Source organism: Sedimenticola sp. (assembly GCF_050289425.1).
Taxonomy (GTDB): Bacteria; Pseudomonadota; Gammaproteobacteria; order Chromatiales; family Chromatiaceae; genus Sedimenticola.
This window is the reverse complement of sequence record NZ_JBNKFS010000010.1, coordinates 58,476-79,413: the sequence shown is the minus strand read 5'-3', so window position 1 is coordinate 79,413 and position 20,938 is coordinate 58,476. Positions and strand designations below refer to the sequence as shown.

The 20,938-nt window shown below is 54.9% G+C and carries 11 protein-coding genes; 6 read left to right on the top strand and 5 right to left on the bottom strand.

The features are described from left to right. The first annotated feature begins 98 nt into the window (after positions 1-98). Complete coding sequence (locus tag ACQY5R_RS08835) at positions 99-3,041, top strand: EAL domain-containing protein (RefSeq protein ID WP_428607120.1); 2,943 nt, start codon at positions 99-101, stop codon at positions 3,039-3,041. A gap of 423 nt (positions 3,042-3,464) precedes the next feature. Here the strand turns inward: ACQY5R_RS08835 and acnB are convergent, their stop codons facing one another. Next, positions 3,465-6,053 carry a bifunctional aconitate hydratase 2/2-methylisocitrate dehydratase gene (acnB, locus tag ACQY5R_RS08830; RefSeq protein WP_428607118.1) on the bottom strand — a complete coding sequence of 863 codons (2,589 nt, stop codon included), beginning with the start codon at positions 6,051-6,053 and terminating at the stop codon, positions 3,465-3,467. Positions 6,054-6,631: 578 nt separating this feature from the next. Between acnB and purB the strand changes: the two genes are divergently transcribed. Next, a complete protein-coding gene (gene purB / locus ACQY5R_RS08825; RefSeq protein WP_428607116.1) occupies positions 6,632-7,999 on the top strand; it encodes an adenylosuccinate lyase in 1,368 nt (455 codons plus the stop codon). Positions 8,000-8,346: 347 nt separating this feature from the next. Here purB and ACQY5R_RS08820 read toward each other — a convergent pair whose 3' ends face one another. Then, positions 8,347-9,114, bottom strand: a complete 768-nt coding sequence (locus ACQY5R_RS08820) for an OmpA family protein (RefSeq protein WP_428607113.1) — start codon at positions 9,112-9,114, stop codon at positions 8,347-8,349. A 324-nt stretch (positions 9,115-9,438) separates the two neighbouring features. Continuing rightward, positions 9,439-9,924, bottom strand: coding sequence for a YchJ family protein (locus ACQY5R_RS08815; RefSeq protein WP_428607111.1), 486 nt, complete (start codon positions 9,922-9,924; stop codon positions 9,439-9,441). A 218-nt stretch (positions 9,925-10,142) separates the two neighbouring features. Here ACQY5R_RS08815 and ACQY5R_RS08810 point away from each other — a divergent pair, with 218 nt between their 5' ends. Beyond that, on the top strand, positions 10,143-11,552 hold the full coding sequence (locus ACQY5R_RS08810) for a diguanylate cyclase domain-containing protein (protein ID WP_428607108.1): 1,410 nt from the start codon (positions 10,143-10,145) through the stop codon (positions 11,550-11,552). Positions 11,553-11,587: 35 nt separating this feature from the next. Here ACQY5R_RS08810 and hrpA read toward each other — a convergent pair whose 3' ends face one another. Beyond that, on the bottom strand, positions 11,588-15,493 hold the full coding sequence (hrpA, locus tag ACQY5R_RS08805) for an ATP-dependent RNA helicase HrpA (RefSeq protein ID WP_428607106.1): 3,906 nt from the start codon (positions 15,491-15,493) through the stop codon (positions 11,588-11,590). A 241-nt stretch (positions 15,494-15,734) separates the two neighbouring features. Here hrpA and ACQY5R_RS08800 point away from each other — a divergent pair, with 241 nt between their 5' ends. Continuing rightward, the gene (locus tag ACQY5R_RS08800) at positions 15,735-17,363 is read left to right on the top strand and encodes a methyl-accepting chemotaxis protein (RefSeq protein WP_428607104.1); all 1,629 of its coding nucleotides are present in this window, start codon (positions 15,735-15,737) and stop codon (positions 17,361-17,363) included. Between the two features lie 109 nt (positions 17,364-17,472). Here the strand turns inward: ACQY5R_RS08800 and ACQY5R_RS08795 are convergent, their stop codons facing one another. Next, complete coding sequence (locus ACQY5R_RS08795) at positions 17,473-19,206, bottom strand: aminotransferase class V-fold PLP-dependent enzyme (RefSeq protein ID WP_428607102.1); 1,734 nt, start codon at positions 19,204-19,206, stop codon at positions 17,473-17,475. A gap of 138 nt (positions 19,207-19,344) precedes the next feature. On the opposite strand from ACQY5R_RS08795, the gene ACQY5R_RS08790 reads away from it, so the two are divergent. Further along, positions 19,345-19,803 (top strand): Lrp/AsnC family transcriptional regulator, encoded by a 459-nt coding sequence (locus ACQY5R_RS08790; RefSeq protein WP_428607100.1) that lies wholly within the window; start codon positions 19,345-19,347, stop codon positions 19,801-19,803. A 93-nt stretch (positions 19,804-19,896) separates the two neighbouring features. Next, positions 19,897-20,922 carry a class I fructose-bisphosphate aldolase gene (locus ACQY5R_RS08785; RefSeq protein WP_428607098.1) on the top strand — a complete coding sequence of 342 codons (1,026 nt, stop codon included), beginning with the start codon at positions 19,897-19,899 and terminating at the stop codon, positions 20,920-20,922. The last annotated feature ends 16 nt before the right edge of the window (positions 20,923-20,938 follow it).

Sequence of the window (20,938 nt, the reverse complement as noted above, 5' to 3'; positions counted from 1 at the left end):
CAGTTCCTACACCTATTGATCACACTCGTGGACCGGAATAACCCTAACCGGACCAGCTTCTTTTTCTTATGCCTGATTCACCGACATAGATGTTGGACTTGAAGTCTAAGCTACTCATCACCATCGGCACGGTATTTCTGATAGCGTTCGGTATTCTCACCTATATCGACTATCAGGAGACACGTGCAGAGATTGCTGAGGCCCTGCTCAATGAAGCCCGTTCAATCCGTGGCATGATGACGGCGACCAGACGGGTATATCGGCATCAGTTCATGATCAGCGGATTACCGTTGAATGAAGACACCATCGGTTTTCTCCCCGCACACGCTTTAAGCCGCATTTCCACCGAGTTCTCCAACCGCGTCACCTCCGGCCTCTCCTTCAACAATGTATCTGACAAACCGCGCAACCCAGCCCTCATGGCCGATAAAGTTGAGCTGCAGGCCATACAGTTTTTCCGCACTCATCCCGATCAGCGGGAACGAATGACCCCCTTCACCACCGACGAGGGGAAATCCTTTTATCACTTTTCCACCCCTCTCTGGATAACCAAGGACTGCCTCAAATGCCACGGAAAACGGGAGGATGCGCCACCCAGTATTCAAAAGATGTACGACACTGCCTATGACTACAAACTGGGGGACCTCCGGGGAATACTGAGCATCAAACTTCCAGCCGAGGAACTGGAACGACGCGCCCTCAAGCAAGTGTGGAACTCCGGGTTGAACTATTTGCTGGGTTTTTTATGTACTTTACTGGCCGTTTTTCTGCTGCTCAAGCGCACCGTACTAAACCGAATCTCCGCGCTCACCGCCGCGACCAGCCGCTTGGCTTCGGGTGACTACGATACACGTTTGGTGACTCACGGAGCGGATGAAATCACGCGCGTCTCCTCCGCCTTCAACAGCATGGCTGAAGCGATTGCGTCGCGCACGCGACATCTTGAGGAGAGTGAGCAGCGCACCCGTTCCATTGTCGATGCGGCAGCCGAGGGGATTCTACTGATCGATGATTCAGGCATCGTTCTGGAAAGCAATCCAGCGGCAAGTGTCATCTTCGGTGAGTCAAAGCTATCACTTATCGGTAAACCGCTGACCCAGCTCATTCCCGACCGAGCGCTGTCTGGTGACCTGAAAACGTTAAAACAGTTGGCAAAAACACAAACCGCCGGACCGAACAGCCAACAACCGATAGAAGCGAACGGCCGACGCGGCGATGGGATGTCAATCCAGTTAGAGTTGACCATCAGCCCCGTGTTGATACGGGACCAGCATCTCTATCTTTGCATGGTACAGAACATCTCCATGCGCAAGCAGGCCGAGCAAGCGGTCCAGGATAAACAGCAATTCCTCCAGTCTGTCATCGACGGCGTGGTGGATCCCATCATGGTAATCCGCCATGATTATCAGATCATCATGATGAACAGGGCCGCCCGGAATCGTCTCCCGAGCGACGCCCCGCCAGAAAGGATTTATCACTGTTATGAGGTTTCCCATAACCGGGGTACGCCCTGTTCAGGGGATGCATACCCCTGCCCCCTCTCACTGGTCATGGCGAGTAAACAACCGGTCACCCTGATGCATGAACACCACTGCAAGACACACGGCGCACGTCTGTTTGAGCTGAACACTTCCCCTTTCTGGGAACCGGAAGGGACGCTGACCGGGGTCATCCAGATATCCAAGGACATCACCGACCGTCTGAAAACAGAGCAACAGCTAAAGGATAATGAGGAGCGCCTGCACCATCAGGCACAGCATGACGCCTTGACCGGACTCCCCAATCGATTGTTGTTTCACGATCGACTTGAACATGCCATGCACAAGGCTCACCGAACACATCAACAGGTGGCCGTTCTGTTCCTGGATCTCGACCGCTTTAAAAACATCAATGACGGGTTGGGTCATGATGTGGGGGACGGCATGCTCAAGGAGGTGGCTGACCGTCTGCAGAGTGCGATACGGGAAGACGATACCGTAGCCCGTCTCGGTGGCGATGAGTTCGTCATTATTCTCGAAGAGCTGACAGACCCGGGCAGCGCCGCTTCTGTGGCTTCAAAATGCCTCAACACCCTGTCGCAAAAGATGGTTATCAAGGGGATTGAAATCTTCCCAACCGTCAGTATCGGCATCAGCCTGTTTCCCGGCGATGAAATCACCGTGGATGGCTTGATGAAGTGTGCCGACACGGCCATGTACCGGGCCAAGGATGCCGGGCGGAACAGCTTTCAGTTCTATACCCGGGATATGAACGACCAGACCATCAAAATGCTGTTTCTGGAAGGCAGCCTGAGACACGCCCTCTCCGACAATCAGTTACGGCTATTTTACCAGCCGAAATTTGACCTGATCCATAACCGTCTGATCGGCATGGAAGCGTTGATTCGCTGGCAGCATCCGGAGAAAGGGATGATTTCACCGGCAGACTTTATTCCGCTAGCCGAAGAGACCGGCATGATCATCGCCATCGGGGAGTGGGTGATCAACCAGGCGTGTCGGCAGATCAAGCAGTGGCAAGCTTTCGGTATCGATCAGTTACATGTGGCGGTAAACATTTCGGCACGTCATTTCAATCCGCTTATACTGGATACCATCGCCCAGGCGCTCCGGGACAATAAACTGGCGCCCCACTTTCTTGAACTGGAAATCACAGAGAGCGTGCTGATGGATAATGCCGACTCCGCCGTGGAGATACTCACACAACTGCGCGAGATGGGTATCTCGCTCTCTATCGATGATTTCGGCACCGGCTACTCGTCACTCAGCTACCTCAAGCGCTTCCCCATCGCCAGCCTGAAAATCGACCGCTCCTTTGTGATGGACGTGACCCACGACAGTAATGACGCCGCCATTGTCTCATCCATTGTCGCACTGGCCAAAAGCATGGACCTGCAGGTGACCGCCGAAGGGGTGGAGACTGCGCAACAGCTCGAATTTATCAAGCAACTCGGCTGCGACTTTGGCCAAGGCTATCTTTTGGGACGACCGGTGCCGGCGGACGAGTTCGAGCAGCGCTACCTACAACCCGCGCTGGTGATCTAACAGCGCTCGCGCAGACTATACGCTCACCCTAATAAAGCCATCCTTCAAAACAACCGAAAGCCGCCATGCCGGACTTTATCCCGTTACCCACGTAGGCATGATCTCGACAACAGAAGCCCCGGAATCACTGCTGTCCCATAAAGAATCGCTTTAACTATTTGTAACAGACTGATTAAATTTAAAAATTTAGTCCACAGTCAGGCAGTGTGACATAGAAAGCCAGTCAGTGCGTCCTTTCTCCCTTCGGGAGAAGGGTAGGATGAGGGGATATTAACAATCGGTGAGTTAGCTCAGATTATCCCCTCACCCCAACCCTCTCCCTGAGGGAAAGGGAGTTTGTGGGACAGCAGTGTCCCGAAATAAAAAAAGGCCCCTGGTTACCCAGGGGCCTTCCGTTAACAACTTAACGACCTGTAATGCTTATCAGGCGACGAATTCCACCCGGTTAGCGACAGACTGATAAGCCTCGATCTGATCGAAGTTCATGTAGCGGAAGATATCCGCCGACATGGCATCGATCTGGTCGGCATAGACCATATACTCCTCAACGGTGGGCAACTTGCCTACGATGGCAGCGACGGCAGCCAACTCAGCCGAAGAAAGGTAGACATTGGCCCCGGTACCCAGACGGTTTGGGAAATTCCGCGTCGAGGTAGACACCACAGTCGCATTATCTTTCACCCGCGCCTGGTTACCCATGCATAGGGAGCAGCCCGGCATCTCCATACGGGCACCCGCTTTTCCGAAGATGGCGTAATAGCCCTCTTCATTCAGCACATAGGCATCCATCTTGGTCGGCGGCGCCATCCACAAACGAGTCGGGATGTCATGCTTGCCGTCCAACAGCTTGCCGGCGGCGCGGAAGTGTCCGATATTGGTCATACAAGAACCGATGAATACTTCATCGATCTTCTCACCGGCCACGTCGGAGAGTAGCTTCACGTCATCCGGATCGTTCGGGCAAGCCAGGATCGGCTCTTTCACATCGGCCAGATCGATCTCGATCACCGCGGCGTACTCGGCATCGGCATCGCCTTCCAGCAGTTGCGGATCGGCCAACCATTTCTCCATGCCCTCGATACGCCGCTGCAGGGTGCGCGGATCCTGGTAGTCATTGGCGATCATCCACTTCAACAGGGTGATGTTGGAGTTCAAGTACTCAATGATCGGATCCTTGCCCAGCTTGATAGTGCAACCGGCGGCGGAACGCTCGGCCGAGGCATCGGAGAGTTCGAATGCCTGCTCCACCTTCAAGTCGGGCAGGCCTTCGATTTCCAGCACACGACCGGAGAAGATATTCTTTTTACCCGCCTTGGCCACGGTCAACAGACCCTGCTTGATAGCGTAGTAAGGAATGGCGTTGACCAGATCCCGCAGGGTGATACCCGGCTGCATCTTGCCCTTGAAGCGGACCAGTACCGACTCCGGCATATCCAGCGGCATGACGCCGGTGGCGGCCGCAAAGGCGACCAGGCCGGAACCGGCCGGGAACGACAATCCGATCGGGAAACGGGTGTGGGAGTCACCACCGGTACCCAGGGTATCCGGCAGCAGCATGCGGTTCAACCAGGAGTGGATGATACCGTCACCCGGACGCAACGCCACACCGCCACGAGAAGAGATGAAGTCAGGCAGCGTATGGTGGGTGGTGATATCCACCGGTTTCGGATAAGCCGCCGTATGGCAGAAGGACTGCATCACCAGGTCGGCGGAGAAGCCGAGACAGGCCAGATCCTTCAACTCATCACGGGTCATGGGGCCGGTGGTATCCTGGGAACCGACTGTGGTCATCTTCGGCTCGCAATAGGCGCCGGGGCGAACCCCCTCAACACCGCAGGCACGGCCAACCATCTTCTGCGCCAGCGAGTAGCCTTTGCCGCTGTCCGCGGCGGGGGCCGGTGATTTGAACAACGAGGAAGGCTCGAGACCGAGGGCCTCACGCGCCCGGGCGGTCAGTCCGCGGCCGATAATCAGCGGAATACGACCGCCAGCCCGTACCTCATCCAGCAAGACGTCGGTCTTCAATTCAAAACGGCACAGTTCTTCGCCGGAATCGTGGCTTTTGACCACCCCTTCGTAAGGGTATACGTCAATCACGTCGCCCATATTCAGGTTGCTGACATCGCACTCGAACGGCAGTGCGCCGGCATCTTCCATCGTGTTGAAGAAGATGGGGGCAATCTTGCCACCCAGGCAGAAACCGCCAGCACGTTTGTTGGGAATAAAGGGGATATCGTCACCCATGTGCCAAAGCACCGAGTTGGTGGCGGATTTACGTGACGAGCCGGTGCCCACCACATCACCCACATAGGCCACGGGATGGCCCTTCTCCTTCAGAGATTGAATGAATTTGATCGGCCCGATTACGCCAGGCTGATCCGGTGTAATACCTTCACGCTCCATCTTCAGCATGGCGTTGGCATGCAGTGGGATATCGGGACGGGACCAGGCATCCGGAGCCGGAGAGAGGTCATCGGTATTGGTCTCGCCGGTGACCTTGAACACGGTCAGGGTGATCTTCTGCGCCAACTCGGGTTTCTGGGTAAACCACTCGCCGTCGGCCCAGGACTGTAGAATCGCCTTGGCATGGGGATTACCGGCATCCGCCTTTTCTTTCACATCATTAAAGGCATCGAACACCAGCAGGGTGTGGGAAAGAGCCGCGACGGCTGTCGGCGCCAGCAGATCATCATCCAGCGCATCCACCAGCGGGGCGATGTTATAGCCACCTAACATGGTACCGAGCAGTTCGGTCGCCTTAACACGATCAATCAGGGGGCAGCTGCAGTTGCCCTTGGCCACGTCTGCCAGGAAGGCCGCTTTGACATAGGCGGATTGGTCAACGCCAGCCGGCACCCGGTGAGTAATCAGATCCAGCAGATAGGCTTCTTCACCCGCGGGAGGATTCTTCAGCAGCTCGACCAACTGAGCAGTCTGTTCCGGATTGAGCGGGAGCGCGGGGATGCCCTCCGCGGCACGCTCTTCTACGTGTTTGCGATAGCTTTCTAACACCGAGTGATCCTCCTGGGTTCATGCCTGGATCAGGCTCTGTTTCATCAAAATTTTCAAGGAATTAGCATTCGTCACTTTACAGACGAGGCCTATTTATAACCTAAAACCGGAAAAAATTCTGCACTGCAGCAGAAAATAGTTTTAAAAATATCTAAAATATTAGGATGATCATCCTTTTTATAAATAAGCCAATGCGGCGATATTACCCCATCGTGCCGGCTTTAGCGAGCAAACTCGACCTTATCCTGCTATCCAGCAATCCCATCCGCCACCGGGAGCTATTGTACAATACAGCCAAAAACACCAATTAATTCAATAACTAATAAGCCTTTATCGGTACCGACTAGCGGCGCACCCGGCCTTCCCGCCTTGGAGATGGACACCTACACCACCCGGTAGAATTGACGCCGCGATCAACAGCGCCCCAGCAGGTATATCTCCTATCGCTAACATCAATCCTGCCTTCACTCACGCCGCTACCATGGCTTAACTTTTGGTCACCGACCATTATCGAATGGTATAATCCGCCGTTTTATCGCACTTGGTTTAATAATCAGACGCAGGCACCCAGGAATCCCATGGAACTTTCTACTTTAACGGCAATATCCCCGGTTGACGGTCGCTATGGCAGCAAAACTGTTGATCTTCGTTCTATTTTCAGCGAGTACGGGCTGATTCGCGCCCGCGTTCAGGTGGAAATCAAGTGGCTGCAAGCCCTGGCAGGTCATACACAAATTACTGAAGTGCCGGCGCTCAGTTCAGCGGCCGAGGAGACCCTCAACGGTATATTGAGCAACTTCAGCACCGAGGATGCCGCACTGGTCAAGGAGATCGAACGTGAGACCAATCATGACGTCAAGGCGGTGGAATACTTCCTCAAGCGCAAAATTGCCGGAAACAGTGAGCTGGAGGCGATCAGCGAGTTTATCCATTTCGCTTGCACCTCCGAAGATATCAACAATCTCTCCCATGGCCTGATGCTAAAGCAGGGACGCGAACAACAACTGCTGTCGGAAATGGACCAACTGATCGCCGCGATACGTCAATTGGCCCACGACCATGCCACCATTCCTATGCTCTCACGCACCCACGGTCAACCCGCCTCTCCCACCACCCTCGGCAAGGAGATGGCCAATGTGGTTTACCGGCTCCAGCGTCAGCGTGATCAGGTGGCCAATGTTGCGTTGCTGGGAAAGATCAATGGTGCCGTCGGCAACTACAATGCCCACCTCTCGGCCTACCCGGATATCAACTGGGAGCAGTTTGCGCAACAGTTTGTCGAGTCCCTGGGCCTGGTCTGGAACCCTTATACCACCCAGATCGAACCCCATGACTATATGGCCGAGCTGTTTGACGCTACAGCCCGGTTCAACACCATTGCTATCGATTTTTCGCGCGATATCTGGGGCTATATTTCCCTCGGTTACTTCAAGCAACGGACCATTGCCGGTGAAGTGGGTTCGTCCACCATGCCGCACAAGGTCAATCCTATTGATTTCGAAAATGGTGAAGGCAACCTCGGCATCGCCAATGCGTTATTCAGCCATCTGGCTATGAAACTGCCTATCTCACGCTGGCAGCGAGATTTGACCGACTCGACGGTACTGCGCAATGTGGGCGTCGGCTTCGCCTACACATCGATAGCTCTGCAGTCGATCCTCAAAGGCATCAGCAAGCTGGAAGCCAATGCCGCACTGTTGGCCGAGGATCTGGATGGAAACTGGGAAGTGCTGGCGGAACCGATCCAGACCGTGATGCGTCGCTATGGGATTGAAAAACCGTATGAGAAACTGAAAGCACTAACCCGCGGACAGCGTATCGGTGCCGACGAACTGCGTGCCTTTGTCGATGATCTGGAGATACCGGACGAGGCCAAAGCCGCCCTGCGTGAACTGACCCCAGGCAGCTATATCGGCAATGCTGTCGATCAGGCAGAGAAAATTTGACGGAGTCCCGTTGGTGGGTGCTGTACCGGTTGCGGATCCGGGGGGACATTACGCGCAATCTGAAACAACCATCAACCCACCCACAGGGGCCGGCCGCTGCGCCTGCCCTCTCCAAGGGCAACCACGGAGGGTTGCCCTACACTAATCCATGCAAAGCCGTTACCGACCAAGCCCGGTATCGCCGCTCCCGGCCATCCATGGCCTCCGCGGCATACGTCCTTCCCTGGCATCGTCGCTCCCGGCCATCCATGGCCTTCGCGGCATACGTCCTTCCCTGGACATAAAAAAACCGGGGCTGATCCAGCCCCGGTCTTATTTCGAAAACAGCCTTTCAAAGCCTTTTCCGTTTACTTCATCATCACATCAAACTCAACACGACGATTCATGGCACGACCGGCCTTGGTGTCGTTGGTGAAGGCCGGTTGCGACTCACCGGCACCACGCGCCTGTAGCTTACTGGCATCCGCACCCTGGCTGATCAGGTAATCACGCACAGCGTTGGCGCGACGCTCAGACAAGCCCTGGTTGTAAGCTTCCGAACCCATGCTATCGGTATGTCCGGTAACGATGACGGATTTCACAGCGTCATTGTTCTTGAACTTAGCATAACTGTTGTTTAGTACATCGGCCGATCCCGACTTCAGTTCTGCACTGTCAAAATCAAACAGCAAGATGTTATCGATCACCACTTTTTCCATCTTGGCCATCGGTTTCATCATGATCTCGCAACCGTCTTTATCGACTTTTGCACCGGCCTTGGTACCAGGGCATTTATCCAGATAGTCCGGTACGCCATCACCGTCGGAATCAAGCGGACAACCGGAGGCGTCAACCGGCGCCCCACGCGGAGTACCCGGACACTTGTCTTTGTCATCGGTTACGCCATCACCATCTGAATCCATCGCTACCCTATCGCCACAGGCAATCATCTTCTCCTGCATGCCACCTACAGTCAGCCAACACTCTCCGGCACCGTTTTTAACCACGCCTTTGGATGCATCGATCGCATAGCGGTTATGATTATCGGCCAACCCGTCAGCTGAAAGGACCATGCCGCCGATCAAACCCAGGGGAGCGAGCATTGCAATAAGTTTTTTATGTTTGAATTGTGCCATTTTTTCCTCTCTATTATTAACCATGGCGCCTGATGCACAGACATCTTCTGCCTTGAAGTAATGAATCAAACAGACAAAGCATAAAGTAGCTTTAGCCTTATCCTTAACAAGTTCCGTAGTTAAAAGCTTGTCACAGCTATGGTGGAATATCCAGGGTATGAAACAAATTATTACAATTGCATACCCGTAGTAAAAATCGTTGCGTTTTTATTCTTTACCGAATTAAACAGTGACTGGAAAACCTCCCTTGAGCGCCCGCGTTGGAATCCAAGTATAGTCGATCCTGCCGCTATTTCCTGAATCATCGATACCGATTCCAGCAGTCTATCCGCAGCATTTTTTATATTTTTTTCCGCTCCCACAAGGACATGGATCGTTTCTACCCACTTTAGGTGATTGATTGATTTTAGTTTCAGGCAAAACCAATTCTCCATCGACAAAGAACCACTCATCATCCACTTTGCTGAAACGGCTGCGTTCATGATGACGGCGCACCACACCTTTCTCTTTGAAGGTGGCAATAAACTCCACAACCCCTTCTACGTCCTGTGCATCGCCCCGCTCACATTTCACGATCTGCAATCCAAGCCACTCTGAATTCTCAGCCCAGCGGCGGGTGGCCGCTACATCATGATCGTCACGATGATCGGGGTGCAAACTACTGCTGAGAAAATCGATTGCACCCGTGGCGAAGGCGGTGTAACGCGCCCGCATCAGTTCTTCCGCCGTGACCGCATGGCGCTCACCATTGATAACGGGATTGCAGCAGTCAGCTGCGGGTTTGCTGGAACCACAAAGACAAACGGACATCTGAAAACTTCTCCTGTACTCGATTAAGTCAATGGCTCAAGTATGCCGTGATCACTGTTCCGGCACCAGTTACAAAAATCGGCCGGTTTGTTTTCCTATCGGCTCCAATCGGTTATATTGGAAGAATATGGACACTATGCCGATTTGGTGATAGTAACCGGTATCTATCTAGGGATGCTCCCTATGGCCGAATGGCCTGTTCGCCGGATAATTCAAGAATGAAAAAAAACTATCCACCCTATGTTGTCGGTCTGATCGTCCTGATCATCTCGCTCGGCATCACACTACTCATAGAGATCAACCAAACCCGCAAACACGAACAGGAGAGTCGGAATCAAACTCTTACTTACCTGAGTGCCGTGCGCGCCCGCCTGGAAGGCACTTTCAACTCCACCATTTATCTTAGTCGCGCACTCTCCGTACTGGTCACCGCCCAAGATGGAATAACTCACAGTAAATTCAACCAGATAGCACGTGAACTGATGGCCAGCAGTCACCATATTCGCAATGTTGCACTGGCCGAAGGCTACGTCATTAACTTCATGTACCCCTTAGCCGGCAATCAGAAAGCGGTCGGCTTGGATTACCGCAAAACACCTAAACAGTGGCAAGCGGTAAAAAGGGCCATCGACACCGGCCAAACGGTAGTCGCCGGGCCGGTGAAGCTGGTACAGGGTGGCGTTGCTTTCATCAATCGAACCCCGATATTCAAGTCATCTTTTTCCGACAAACCCGACTCGGGGGATTTCTGGGGAATCGCCAGCATCGTTATCGATATGGATTCGGTATTCACCACCGCAGGACTCCCGGACACCGAATCAAAGTATCAAGTCGCCATACGGGGTAAGGATGGGTTAGGTGCCAACGGCGAAGTGTTTTGGGGAGAAGCTGCGCTGTTCGATCAATCACCTGAGCTACTGGATGTAACCTTTCCCAACGGTTCCTGGCAACTGGCCGCCGCACCCAAAGGTGGTTGGCGCATCGTCAATGAAGATAGTCTGTGGATCATGGTAAGCGGGGTTGTTATCTCCTTGATGTTCGCCACATTGACGACACTGATCCACCGAAATAACCTGCGTATCAAGCACATTGCTCTACACGATCAACTGACTCGATTGCCCAATCGCCTGCAGTTCAATGAACGGGTTTCGCAAGCCCTTGCCCATGCCCAACGCGTCCAGGGCCAGGTCGCGATCGCCGTCCTGGATCTGAATAAATTCAAACCGGTCAACGATACCTACGGCCATCTGGCGGGGGACTATGTGCTGGAGCAGGTGGCCGACCGGATACGTAGCACATTACGTAAAGAGGATATTGTTGCCCGAACCGGCGGTGACGAATTCACGCTACTGCTGGTCGACATCCACTCACTGGACAATATCGTCATTATCGCCGGCAAAGTGATCGAACGCTTGCTGGAGCCGTTTAATTGGCAAGGACAGGAGTTAAATGTCGGGGTCAGTATCGGCATCGCGCTCTATCCGGTTCACGGTACGGACCTCACCGCCCTGTTCCATCACGCCGACCTCGCCATGTATCACGCCAAACATGATCCGGATACACACTGGATGATTGCATCGCTTCCCGAAGAGGAGATGACTGGTCAGCAGGCCTCGCTACCCATCTAATTTCGCATGCCCAACCGTCTTCTGTGCCGGACGGATTATAAACCCAGCGCTTTCCAACGTTTTTCAATCCGCTTCACCGATACCGGATAGGCGGTCTTCAGTTCCTGGGCAAACAGCGATACGCGTAACTCTTCCAGTGTCCAGCGAATCTCCTCCAACCGCTCATCGACACGACCATTGCGGCGATCTTGCTGATCCCGTTCCCTCCAGCGTTGATACAGCGGCGCTATCTCTCGCACCCATTGCTGATCCCGTGCCGCAGCATGATTCAACTTCTCCAAACGACGCCGTATCGCCTCCAGATAGCGGGGGATCTGTCGCAGTTGTTGCATCGGCGTCTGGCTTAAAAAGCCTTTGAATATCAGGCGATCCAGTTGTTGCCGTATATCGGTCAGCGAAACCATCCAGTTGATTTGGCTGCAGCGCGCCAGCTTTTGCGACACTTGCTGGTACCGTTCCAGTATCTCTGCGATGAGCTGGGCCACCTCATTGGCTGTTGGTATCAACTGCGCTTTACAGGCATCGATACGTCCATGAAAGGTTTCGGCATCACGAACCTCCGGTTGATCGGTAATAAAAGTCAACGCCACAATCAGCTCTACCAACTCCTGTTCCAGGTCGATCGGTTTATCTGATTTTTCACCGGGGGCGGGCGGCGCCTTGGCATATTGCAGACGCATCGACTGTAACTTCGGGATGTTACGTCGGATATAGCGGATATCCTTCGCCAGCTTCAACATCAACAGGCGCACCAACCCGCGATGATGGGCTTCCCTGGCATGCTGTTCGGAATCGACAATCCTGACCGACACGCCCCCGTCCGTCTCCACCAGTGCGGGAAAACCGGGTAGCCGAATCCCACCCCGCTCCAGTTCCACCGTTTTGGGCAAGGGGCCAAAATCCCACTCCGTTACCGCTTCCCGCTCCAAACCGGTTTCGCTGGAGGCGTGAAAACGTGAATCGCCCTGACTGCCGTGCGCTCTCTTCAATGCCGGTAAATCACGCCCTTCGGCAACCGTTTTACCGGCACCATCCAATACCTGAAAATGCATCCTCAGATGATTCTCAACCTCGCTCTCTTGCCACGCATCTTCCGGAATATACACACCGGTCAGTTTATGCAGGTGCTCCGAAAGTTGACGGGTAAGCGAAATATCCGACGGGGTCATCGCTTTGAGGCAGGCATCGGCATAATCAGGCACCGGCACGAAGGATTTACGTAGCGATTTAGGGAGTGATTTTAACAGCGCAATAATCCGTTCCCGCAATAAGCCGGGCACCAGCCAGTCGGTGCGCACTTCAGGGACCTGGTTCAATACGGCCTGAGGTATTTTCAGGCTGACGCCGTCAGCCCGACTGCCCGGATTGAAATGGTAAGCCAACGGCAACCGCAGTCCGTTCATCTCCAACGTGTCGGGATATTGATCCGCCACATCGCCGGCACTATTGGCCATCAGGTCATCCACCCGCATATGTAACAGTTTGGGTTGTTCCCGGCTTACCTGGCGCAGCCATTTTTCGAATTGTGCGGCACTGTAGATATCCGCCGGCACCCGGCTATCGTAGTAGTCATACAGGGTCTGCTCATCCACCAGCAGATCCCGTCTCCGCGTCTTCTCTTCCAGCAGGTGTATCGAATCGATCACTTGCCGATTGTGGCGCCAGAACGGTGCCCGAGTATGGAAATCCTGGTCCACCAACGCTGAACGGATAAAGATCTCCCGTGCCTCCACCGGATTGATCGGCCCATAATTAATCTTGCGTCGCGGGACAATGGGCAGACCAAACAGGGTAATTCGGGTATAGGCCGCCACCTGTCCGCGTTTTTTTTCCCAGTGGGGTTCAGAGTAATTCTGCCTGATCAGATGCGCGGCTATCGCTTCCACCCATTCAGGTTGAATCTGGGCGACCGTGCGCGCATAGAGTTTACTGGTCTCCACCAGCTCTGCCGCCACCACCCACTTGGGTTGTTTTTTAAACAAACCTGAGCCGGGAAAGATAAAAAACCGGCCATTTCGAGCCCCCAGATATTCACGGCTATTACCCGCCTGGCGCAGACCGATATGGCTCAACAGGCCGGTCAGCAGCGATCGGTGAATCGCCTCGTAGTCCGCCGTCTTTTCATTTTCCCGATACCCCATCTCATGCAGTTGGCCACGCAGCTGATGGTGGATATCACGCCACTCCTGTACCCGCGTCCAAGAGAGGAAACGACTGCGGCAGTGGGACTGAAACTTTCGTCGAGAGAGATGGCGCTGCGTCTCTTCCAGATGACGCCACAGATTCAGTGTACTGAGAAAATCGGACTCCTCATGGCGGAACTCCCGATGCGCCTCGTCCGCCACCTGCTGCTTATCCAAGGGGCGTTCCCGGGGGTCTTGCACGCTGAGAGCCGCGGCGATAACCAGTAGCTCATTCAGGCAGTCGTTTTCGGTGGCGGCTAACAGCATCCGTCCCACCCGCGGATCGACCGGCAACCGGGATAGCAACCGTCCGACCGGTGTCACGCGCCGCCCGGGATCCATCGCCCCAATCTCCTCCAGCACCCGGTAGCCATCCTTGATCAACCGGCTGTCAGGTTTATCGACAAAGGGGAACTGCTCGATATCGCCAAAACCGAGCAATTGCATCTGCAAGATGACGGAAGCCAGATTGGTACGCTGTATCTCCGGCTCGGTAAACTCGGGACGAGCAGCAAAATCTTCCTCTTCATAGAGACGGATACAGACACCGGCAGCGACCCGTCCGCATCGCCCCTTGCGCTGATCCGCGCTGGCCTGGGAGATACGCTCCACCGGCAGGCGCTGCACCTTGCTACGGTGGCTATAACGGCTGATACGGGCGTAACCCGCATCGATTACATAACGGATACCGGGAACGGTTAATGAGGTTTCCGCCACATTGGTGGCAAGGATGATGCGCCGTCGACCGCCGAGACGGAACACCTGCGCCTGCTCAGCCGGCCCAAGCCGGGCATAGAGCGGTAGGATTTCGGTCATCGGCAACTTGTGTTTGCGCAGGTTCTCGGCGGTCTCGCGAATTTCCCGCTCGCCACTGAGAAAAACCAGGATATCCCCCCGATCGATCCGTGACAGCTCATCCACGGCCGACAGTATCGCCTGCTGGATAGCATCGTCCCGCTCCCCGCCACTCTCCTCCTGGGGTGGACGATAACGCAACTCAACGGGAAAGGTACGGCCGCTGACATTGATGATCGGTGCATCCCAGAAATGCTTGGAAAAGCGTTCAGGATCGATCGTTGCCGAAGTGATGATCAGCTTCAGATCAGGGCGTTTCGGCAGCAACTCCTTCAGATAACCAAGTAAAAAGTCGATATTGAGGCTGCGCTCATGGGCCTCATCGATAATCAGAGTGTCATATTCGTTCAGGTAGCGGTCCCGCTGAATCTCCGCCAGCAAAATCCCGTCTGTCATCAGTTTGATATGACTGTGGGGCCCCACCCTGTCGTGAAACCGCACCTTGTAACCAACCGAGTCACCCAACTCCCTGCCCAGTTCCTCTGAAACCCGTGAAGCCAGCGCCCGGGCGGCAATTCGGCGTGGCTGGGTATGGCCGATCCGCCCATACACGCCCCGCCCCAGTCCCAGACAGATCTTCGGCAACTGGGTGGATTTTCCCGACCCGGTCTCACCACAGAGGATGACAACTTGATGCCGCCCAATCAGTTCGGCAATCTCATCGTGCCGTTCACTGATAGGCAGTTCATCGGGAAACCGGGGGGTGGGTAGACGCTGCTCCCGCTGCCATACCGTTTGCCGCGACCGCTCCATCCTCGCCAAGAGAAGATTTAAGCCATCTCCCAGTGGTTTTCCAGCTTGCAGCGCCCGTTGCAAGGCACGGACCTGCTTGCGCAAAGGGTGGCGATCCTGTATCAGGCATCTATCCAATTCCTTAAGCGGAGGTATTGATTCGATATTCACCACAAGGGCCCATTCGGCGAAAGAGGGGCCATTTTACAGATTTGCCGAAACTGAACACAGCTTGATCATTCAGGGATCTCCGCATCTAGGATACTGACCCAGATCATTTTCCTTAACTATTTCATGTAAAAGAGCTAAAGAATCGGGCCGGCAGGTCGACGTAGGTGTGGTAAAAATCATGTCTCAAACGATTTCGCTCAGTGGATACGGCACACCATTCGACATACCCGGGGATCTGTAAATGAAAGCAGCCAGTAACGCCTCTGCCAGAGGTCTCTCCATCAGCACCAAAATTGACCTCGCCCTGGTCGTGCTGTTTCTCCTAATCCTGATAATCTCGGCTCTCTATCAGTTCAACAGTCAGCGCAATCTGGTCGAGCACCTGGTGACGGATCAGACAGAAACCCTCGCCGACAGTTACTTCGACAACGTCAACACCCTGATGCTGACAGGGGGCATGGCCAACAAGGAGATCCCCCGTAAAAAAGTCACCTCACGTGAAGAGGTACTGGATGCCCGTATCATTCGCGGAGAAGAGATTATCAAACTGTTCGGTCCTGGGACCGAACAAAATAAAGCCAAGGACGACTTGGACAAACGTGCCCTGGCCGGAGAAAAGATTGATTCCCTCTACCGGGGTGAATCCGGTCGGGTATTGACCGTGGTAATCCCCATGCGAGCCTCCAAAGATTATCGCGGCACCAACTGCCTGCTCTGCCATCCGGTTCAGGAGGGTGACGTATTGGGGGCGGTCCGGGTGGACTATTCACTGAAAAAGCTGGACAACACCGTACTGAAAGAGCTCTGGGTTAATATCGGCCTGAATTCGGTACTGCTGATCGGTGGATTACTGATTATCAGCTTCATCCTGAAAAAACTGGTGGTTTCACCACTCCGGAAGGTCACCCACGTGGTCCGGGAGATCGAGCAACAGTCCGACCTGAGCCTGCGGGCCGAGATCAAATCCAACGATGAACTCGGCCGCCTGGCCCAGGCCATTAACCTGATGATGGAGAAGTTTGGCTCGATCATTACGCGGGTCAACACCTCCACGCAGAAACTGGCGGAAGAGTCGGTACACCTCACTGACATCACCGAGCAAAGTATCGAAGGTGTGCGGCGCCAGCAACTGGAGAGTCAGCAAGTGGCCACGGCCATGACCGAGATGGAAGCCAACTCCAATGAGGTGGCAAATAGCGCGGGAAATGCTTCTGAAGCGGCCAATCAGGCGGATGCCGAGGCGGCAGATGGTGGAAATGTGGTCAATAACGCAATTGCCTGCATCAACACACTGGCCAAGGATGTCAATCAGGCTTTCGAAGTCATCCGGCAGTTAGAATCGGACAGCGACGGCATCGGTAAGGTGGTGGAGGTGATTACCAATATTGCCGAACAGACCAACCTGCTGGCCTTGAATGCGGCCATTGAAGCGGCTCGCGCCGGCGAACAGGGACGCGGCTTTGCCGTGGTAGCCGATGAAGTGAGAACCTTGGCGACCCGCACCCATCAAGCCACGCAGGAGATCCAGGGCATGATCGAGGGGCTGCAGCGCCAGTCCCAGAACGCGGCCAATATGATGTCCCAGAGTCAGAAGCGAGTGGAAACCAGCGTCGCCGAGGCCGCCCATGCCGGTGATTCACTGAGTAAAATCACCCAATCCATCAATACCATCAGTCAGATGAATGAGCATATCGCCACCGCCGCCCAACAGCAAAGCATGGTGGCGGGAGAGATCAGCCGGAATATTACCGCTATCAGCGATGTGACCGGGCAAACGGCCGACCACTCAGAGCGAATCGCCCATACCAGCAAACAACTGTCGGATCTGGCCTCTGAACTAAAACATGTCATGGGACAGTTCAAGGTTTAGCGTTTGAAGTTGGAAGCACGCAGGTTGGGGTGAACGGGTCACCCCAACCTGCGGTCTTTCCCATCACCGCCTTCATATTCAGTCGATGAACCCACCCGGGATGGCGGCATTAAGCCTCCCCCTCCAAGCTCTCACGGGTGAGTAGGAAAAATTGCAACACCCCCTCTTCGCCGTCCAGTGTGACATCATGAAGATAGGTGTCACCCAACTCCTCCGCATAACGCTGTGCCGCCACCAGATTGGCCGCATAGTGCGCCTGTCGCTGCGGTACATCCGGCTGTTCTGTGGCAACCGGCTGCGCTGCCAACGCCTGTTCCAGGGAAAAGTCGAGCGTCATTGGCGGCTGATGTCGGTGACGCCAAAGGCCGCTGGCTGGATCGAATCGATATAACGGCAGAAAGCGATATCCCTGCTCCGCCACAAACTCCACCGCATCCAGGATATAACTGACCTCGGCCTCGTCAAACAGATAGTGAAAACCGATCCGGCACCAGCCCGGTTTGATACCGCAGTGCCCTTCGGCGATAACCGCCCTGAACTCCTGCGCCTTGGCATCGTCGATACCCAGCAGCTTGTGCCCGTAGGGACCGGCACAGGAGCAACCCGCCCGACTCTGGATACCGAACAGATCGTCCAACAGCGTGGTAATAAAGCGCGGATGGTAGTAGCGATCGCCGGGGCCCTTGAGATTGAATGAGACGATACCGATGCGCCGTGACGGATCGGGATTACCCATGATTTCGATTTGCGGATGACCGGACCAACGGTCTAGCGCCCGGCGGACATAGTCCGTCTCGCGATGATCGATCACCGCCTGTCCTACTGCATCCTTGATCTGAAACACCAAAGCCGCTTTGAGCGTCTGCAGAATCCCCGGCGTTCCGGCATTCTCCCGGGTCTCTATATCCTTGATGAAATCATGGCTCTCCGGCCCGACGTAGTCGACCGTGCCCCCTCCCGCCACGCTGGGTGCCAGTTCGGGGTGGTAACAGCGCTGATTGAACACCAGAATGCCGCTGGCGCCGGGCCCCCCGACAAATTTGTGCGGTGAGATAAACACGGCATCGAGAGAACGATCACCCGCCCCCGCAACCGGGGTCGGATTCATATCGATCTCTACATAGGGCGCACTGGCGGCATAATCGAAAAAGGCCAGGGCATCATGACGATGCAGCAGCTCGGCAATGTCATGTACCGGCGACTTCATACCGGTCACATTGGAGGCGGCAGAAAAGGATCCGATACGCAGACGTCCCTGGTATTTCTGCCGTTTCAGCAATCTTTCCAGATCTGCCAGATCGATCCCCCCGTCTTCACTTAACCTCACCTCCACCACGGTCGCCAGACTCTCTCGCCAGGAGACCTCGTTGGAGTGATGCTCATAGGGACCGACAAATACCACCGGTTGATGATCCCGGCAGTAATCGCTAAAAGCCGCTTGCCGCTCATCTCCGACAAAACCCTGCAAGAGTTGCATCAACGCCTGACGGCTGGCCGCCGGCAATTTTACGCCAACCAGTTGCTGCATACGGTCAATGGCGCCTGTCGCGCCGCTGCCGCAGGCGATCAAGCGCCCATCGGGACCGGCATTGACCGCTTGCTTAATAACCTGCTCGGCCTGGTGCAAAAGCTGGGTAGTGGTACGGCCACTGGTGTCATCCTCGGTATGGCTGTTGGCATACAGCCGTAGCACCTGTTGCAGATACGCCTCGACAAACCAGAGCCCCCTGCCCGACGCGGTATAGTCCGCATAAACCATATGCCGGGTTCCAAAGGGGGTCTGTAACGGCTCATCCACCCCGATGATCTGACCGCGTAAATACTCTGGATTAAGCTGTTTCATGGTTGACCTGCTTTCCGCTCTGTTCTTCTCTGTATGCTACACCGCCGGACCGGGTAGTTATTTGCCTATTTACTATAAAATGCCTCATCTATTATTATACTTTCCTAATTATTACCACTTATTTAGCAATTTTTTATCATGGATAAAACAGATAAGAGAATACTGAACCTTCTACAACAGGACAGCAACCTCTCCACCGCCGAGATTGCCGAGCAGGTCGGGCTCAGCACCACCCCTTGTTGGCGGCGTATCCAGAATCTGGAGAAGCGCGGCATCATCCGCCGACGCGTGGCCCTGCTGGATCGCAGCCGGATCAACCTCGGAGTCGATGTATTTGTCGCCATTAAAACCCGTCACCACAACGCAGCCTGGCTGGATGAGTTCGCCCGCACCGTCTCATCCTTTTCCGAAGTGGTGGAGTTTTACCGCATGAGCGGCGACATCGACTACCTGATGCGGGTAGTGGTGCCGGATATTCCCGCTTATGACCGATTCTACAAGCGCCTGATTGAGAAGGTGGATATCCAGGACGTCAGCTCCAGTTTCGCCATGGAACAGATCAAATACACCACCGCCCTGCCCGTGGACTACGCCTGACCCAACGCGGCACTACACCACTCCGAAGCTGGCTCAACCACTGTCTATACTTGTTAGGCATGGATCCAATCTCAACGATAGGGGTGGGGAACGATGAATACTCAGGATCAGCTTCAGGAAACCATCGAACTGTTGGTGCAGAAGGGCAAAGGCATTCTCGCCGCCGATGAGAGTGACCCGACCATCGCCAAACGCTTTGACGCGATCGGCGTAACCTCCACCGAAGAGCACCGTCGGATATATCGAAGCCTGATCCTGGAGACCCCCCGTCTCGGTGATTTCATCAGCGGCATCATCCTGTTTGAGGAGACCCTCGGCCAGCGGACCGGTGACGGCACGGCACTGCCGGAACTGGCTACACGACAAGGCATCGTCCCCGGTATCAAGGTCGACAAGAGCAAAGGACCTTTAGCCCTGTCACCGGGTGATGAAATCACCCAGGGACTGGACGGTCTGGCCCAGCGCCTGGAGGCTTACCAAATCCAGGGCGCACGTTTCGCCAAGTGGCGCAACGTTTACCACATCTCCGACACCACACCGAGTCGACTGGCCATCGATGCCAATGCCGAAATGCTGGCCCGGTATGCCGCTATCTGCCAGGCGCAGGGTATCGTTCCCATCGTTGAACCGGAGGTGTTGATGGACGGTGACCACACAATCGAACACTGTGCGGCAGTCAGCGAACAGGTTTTGCACGCCCTATTCCATGCGCTACACCGGCATCACGTGATACTGGAACACACCCTGTTGAAACCGAGCATGATCACGCCGGGAAAGAGCTACCCGCAAAAGGCTGTACCAACGGTAGTCGCCGAGCAAACAGTCAGGATCCTGCGGCGCACCGTACCGGCCGCCCTGCCCAGTATCAATTTCCTCTCCGGTGGTCAGACGCCGGAAGAGGCGACCGCCAACCTCAATGCCATGAACTGCCTCGCCCCACAACCTTGGGAGCTGAGTTTCTCTTACGGCCGGGCCTTGCAACAACCGGCGTTACAAGCCTGGCGTGGCGAGCCGGGCAATGTGATGGCGGCCCAGGCCGCACTCTATCGACGGGCCGAGTTGAACGGTGCGGCACGGCGTGGTGAATACCGGCCTGAAATGGAATCTGCCGGCGGCTGAACAACTGAATTATTAC

What these genes read in the sequence shown, in the direction of transcription:
- ACQY5R_RS08820 (WP_428607113.1), bottom strand. Translation starts at nt 9,114, where the DNA reads ATGGCACAATTCAAACATAAAAAACTTATTGCAATGCTCGCTCCCCTG.
- ACQY5R_RS08810 (WP_428607108.1), top strand. Translation starts at nt 10,143, where the DNA reads ATGAAAAAAAACTATCCACCCTATGTTGTCGGTCTGATCGTCCTGATC.
- ACQY5R_RS08795 (WP_428607102.1), bottom strand. Translation starts at nt 19,206, where the DNA reads ATGAAACAGCTTAATCCAGAGTATTTACGCGGTCAGATCATCGGGGTG.
- ACQY5R_RS08785 (WP_428607098.1), top strand. Translation starts at nt 19,897, where the DNA reads ATGAATACTCAGGATCAGCTTCAGGAAACCATCGAACTGTTGGTGCAG.
- purB (WP_428607116.1), top strand. Translation starts at nt 6,632, where the DNA reads ATGGAACTTTCTACTTTAACGGCAATATCCCCGGTTGACGGTCGCTAT.
- ACQY5R_RS08815 (WP_428607111.1), bottom strand. Translation starts at nt 9,924, where the DNA reads ATGTCCGTTTGTCTTTGTGGTTCCAGCAAACCCGCAGCTGACTGCTGC.
- ACQY5R_RS08790 (WP_428607100.1), top strand. Translation starts at nt 19,345, where the DNA reads ATGGATAAAACAGATAAGAGAATACTGAACCTTCTACAACAGGACAGC.
- ACQY5R_RS08800 (WP_428607104.1), top strand. Translation starts at nt 15,735, where the DNA reads ATGAAAGCAGCCAGTAACGCCTCTGCCAGAGGTCTCTCCATCAGCACC.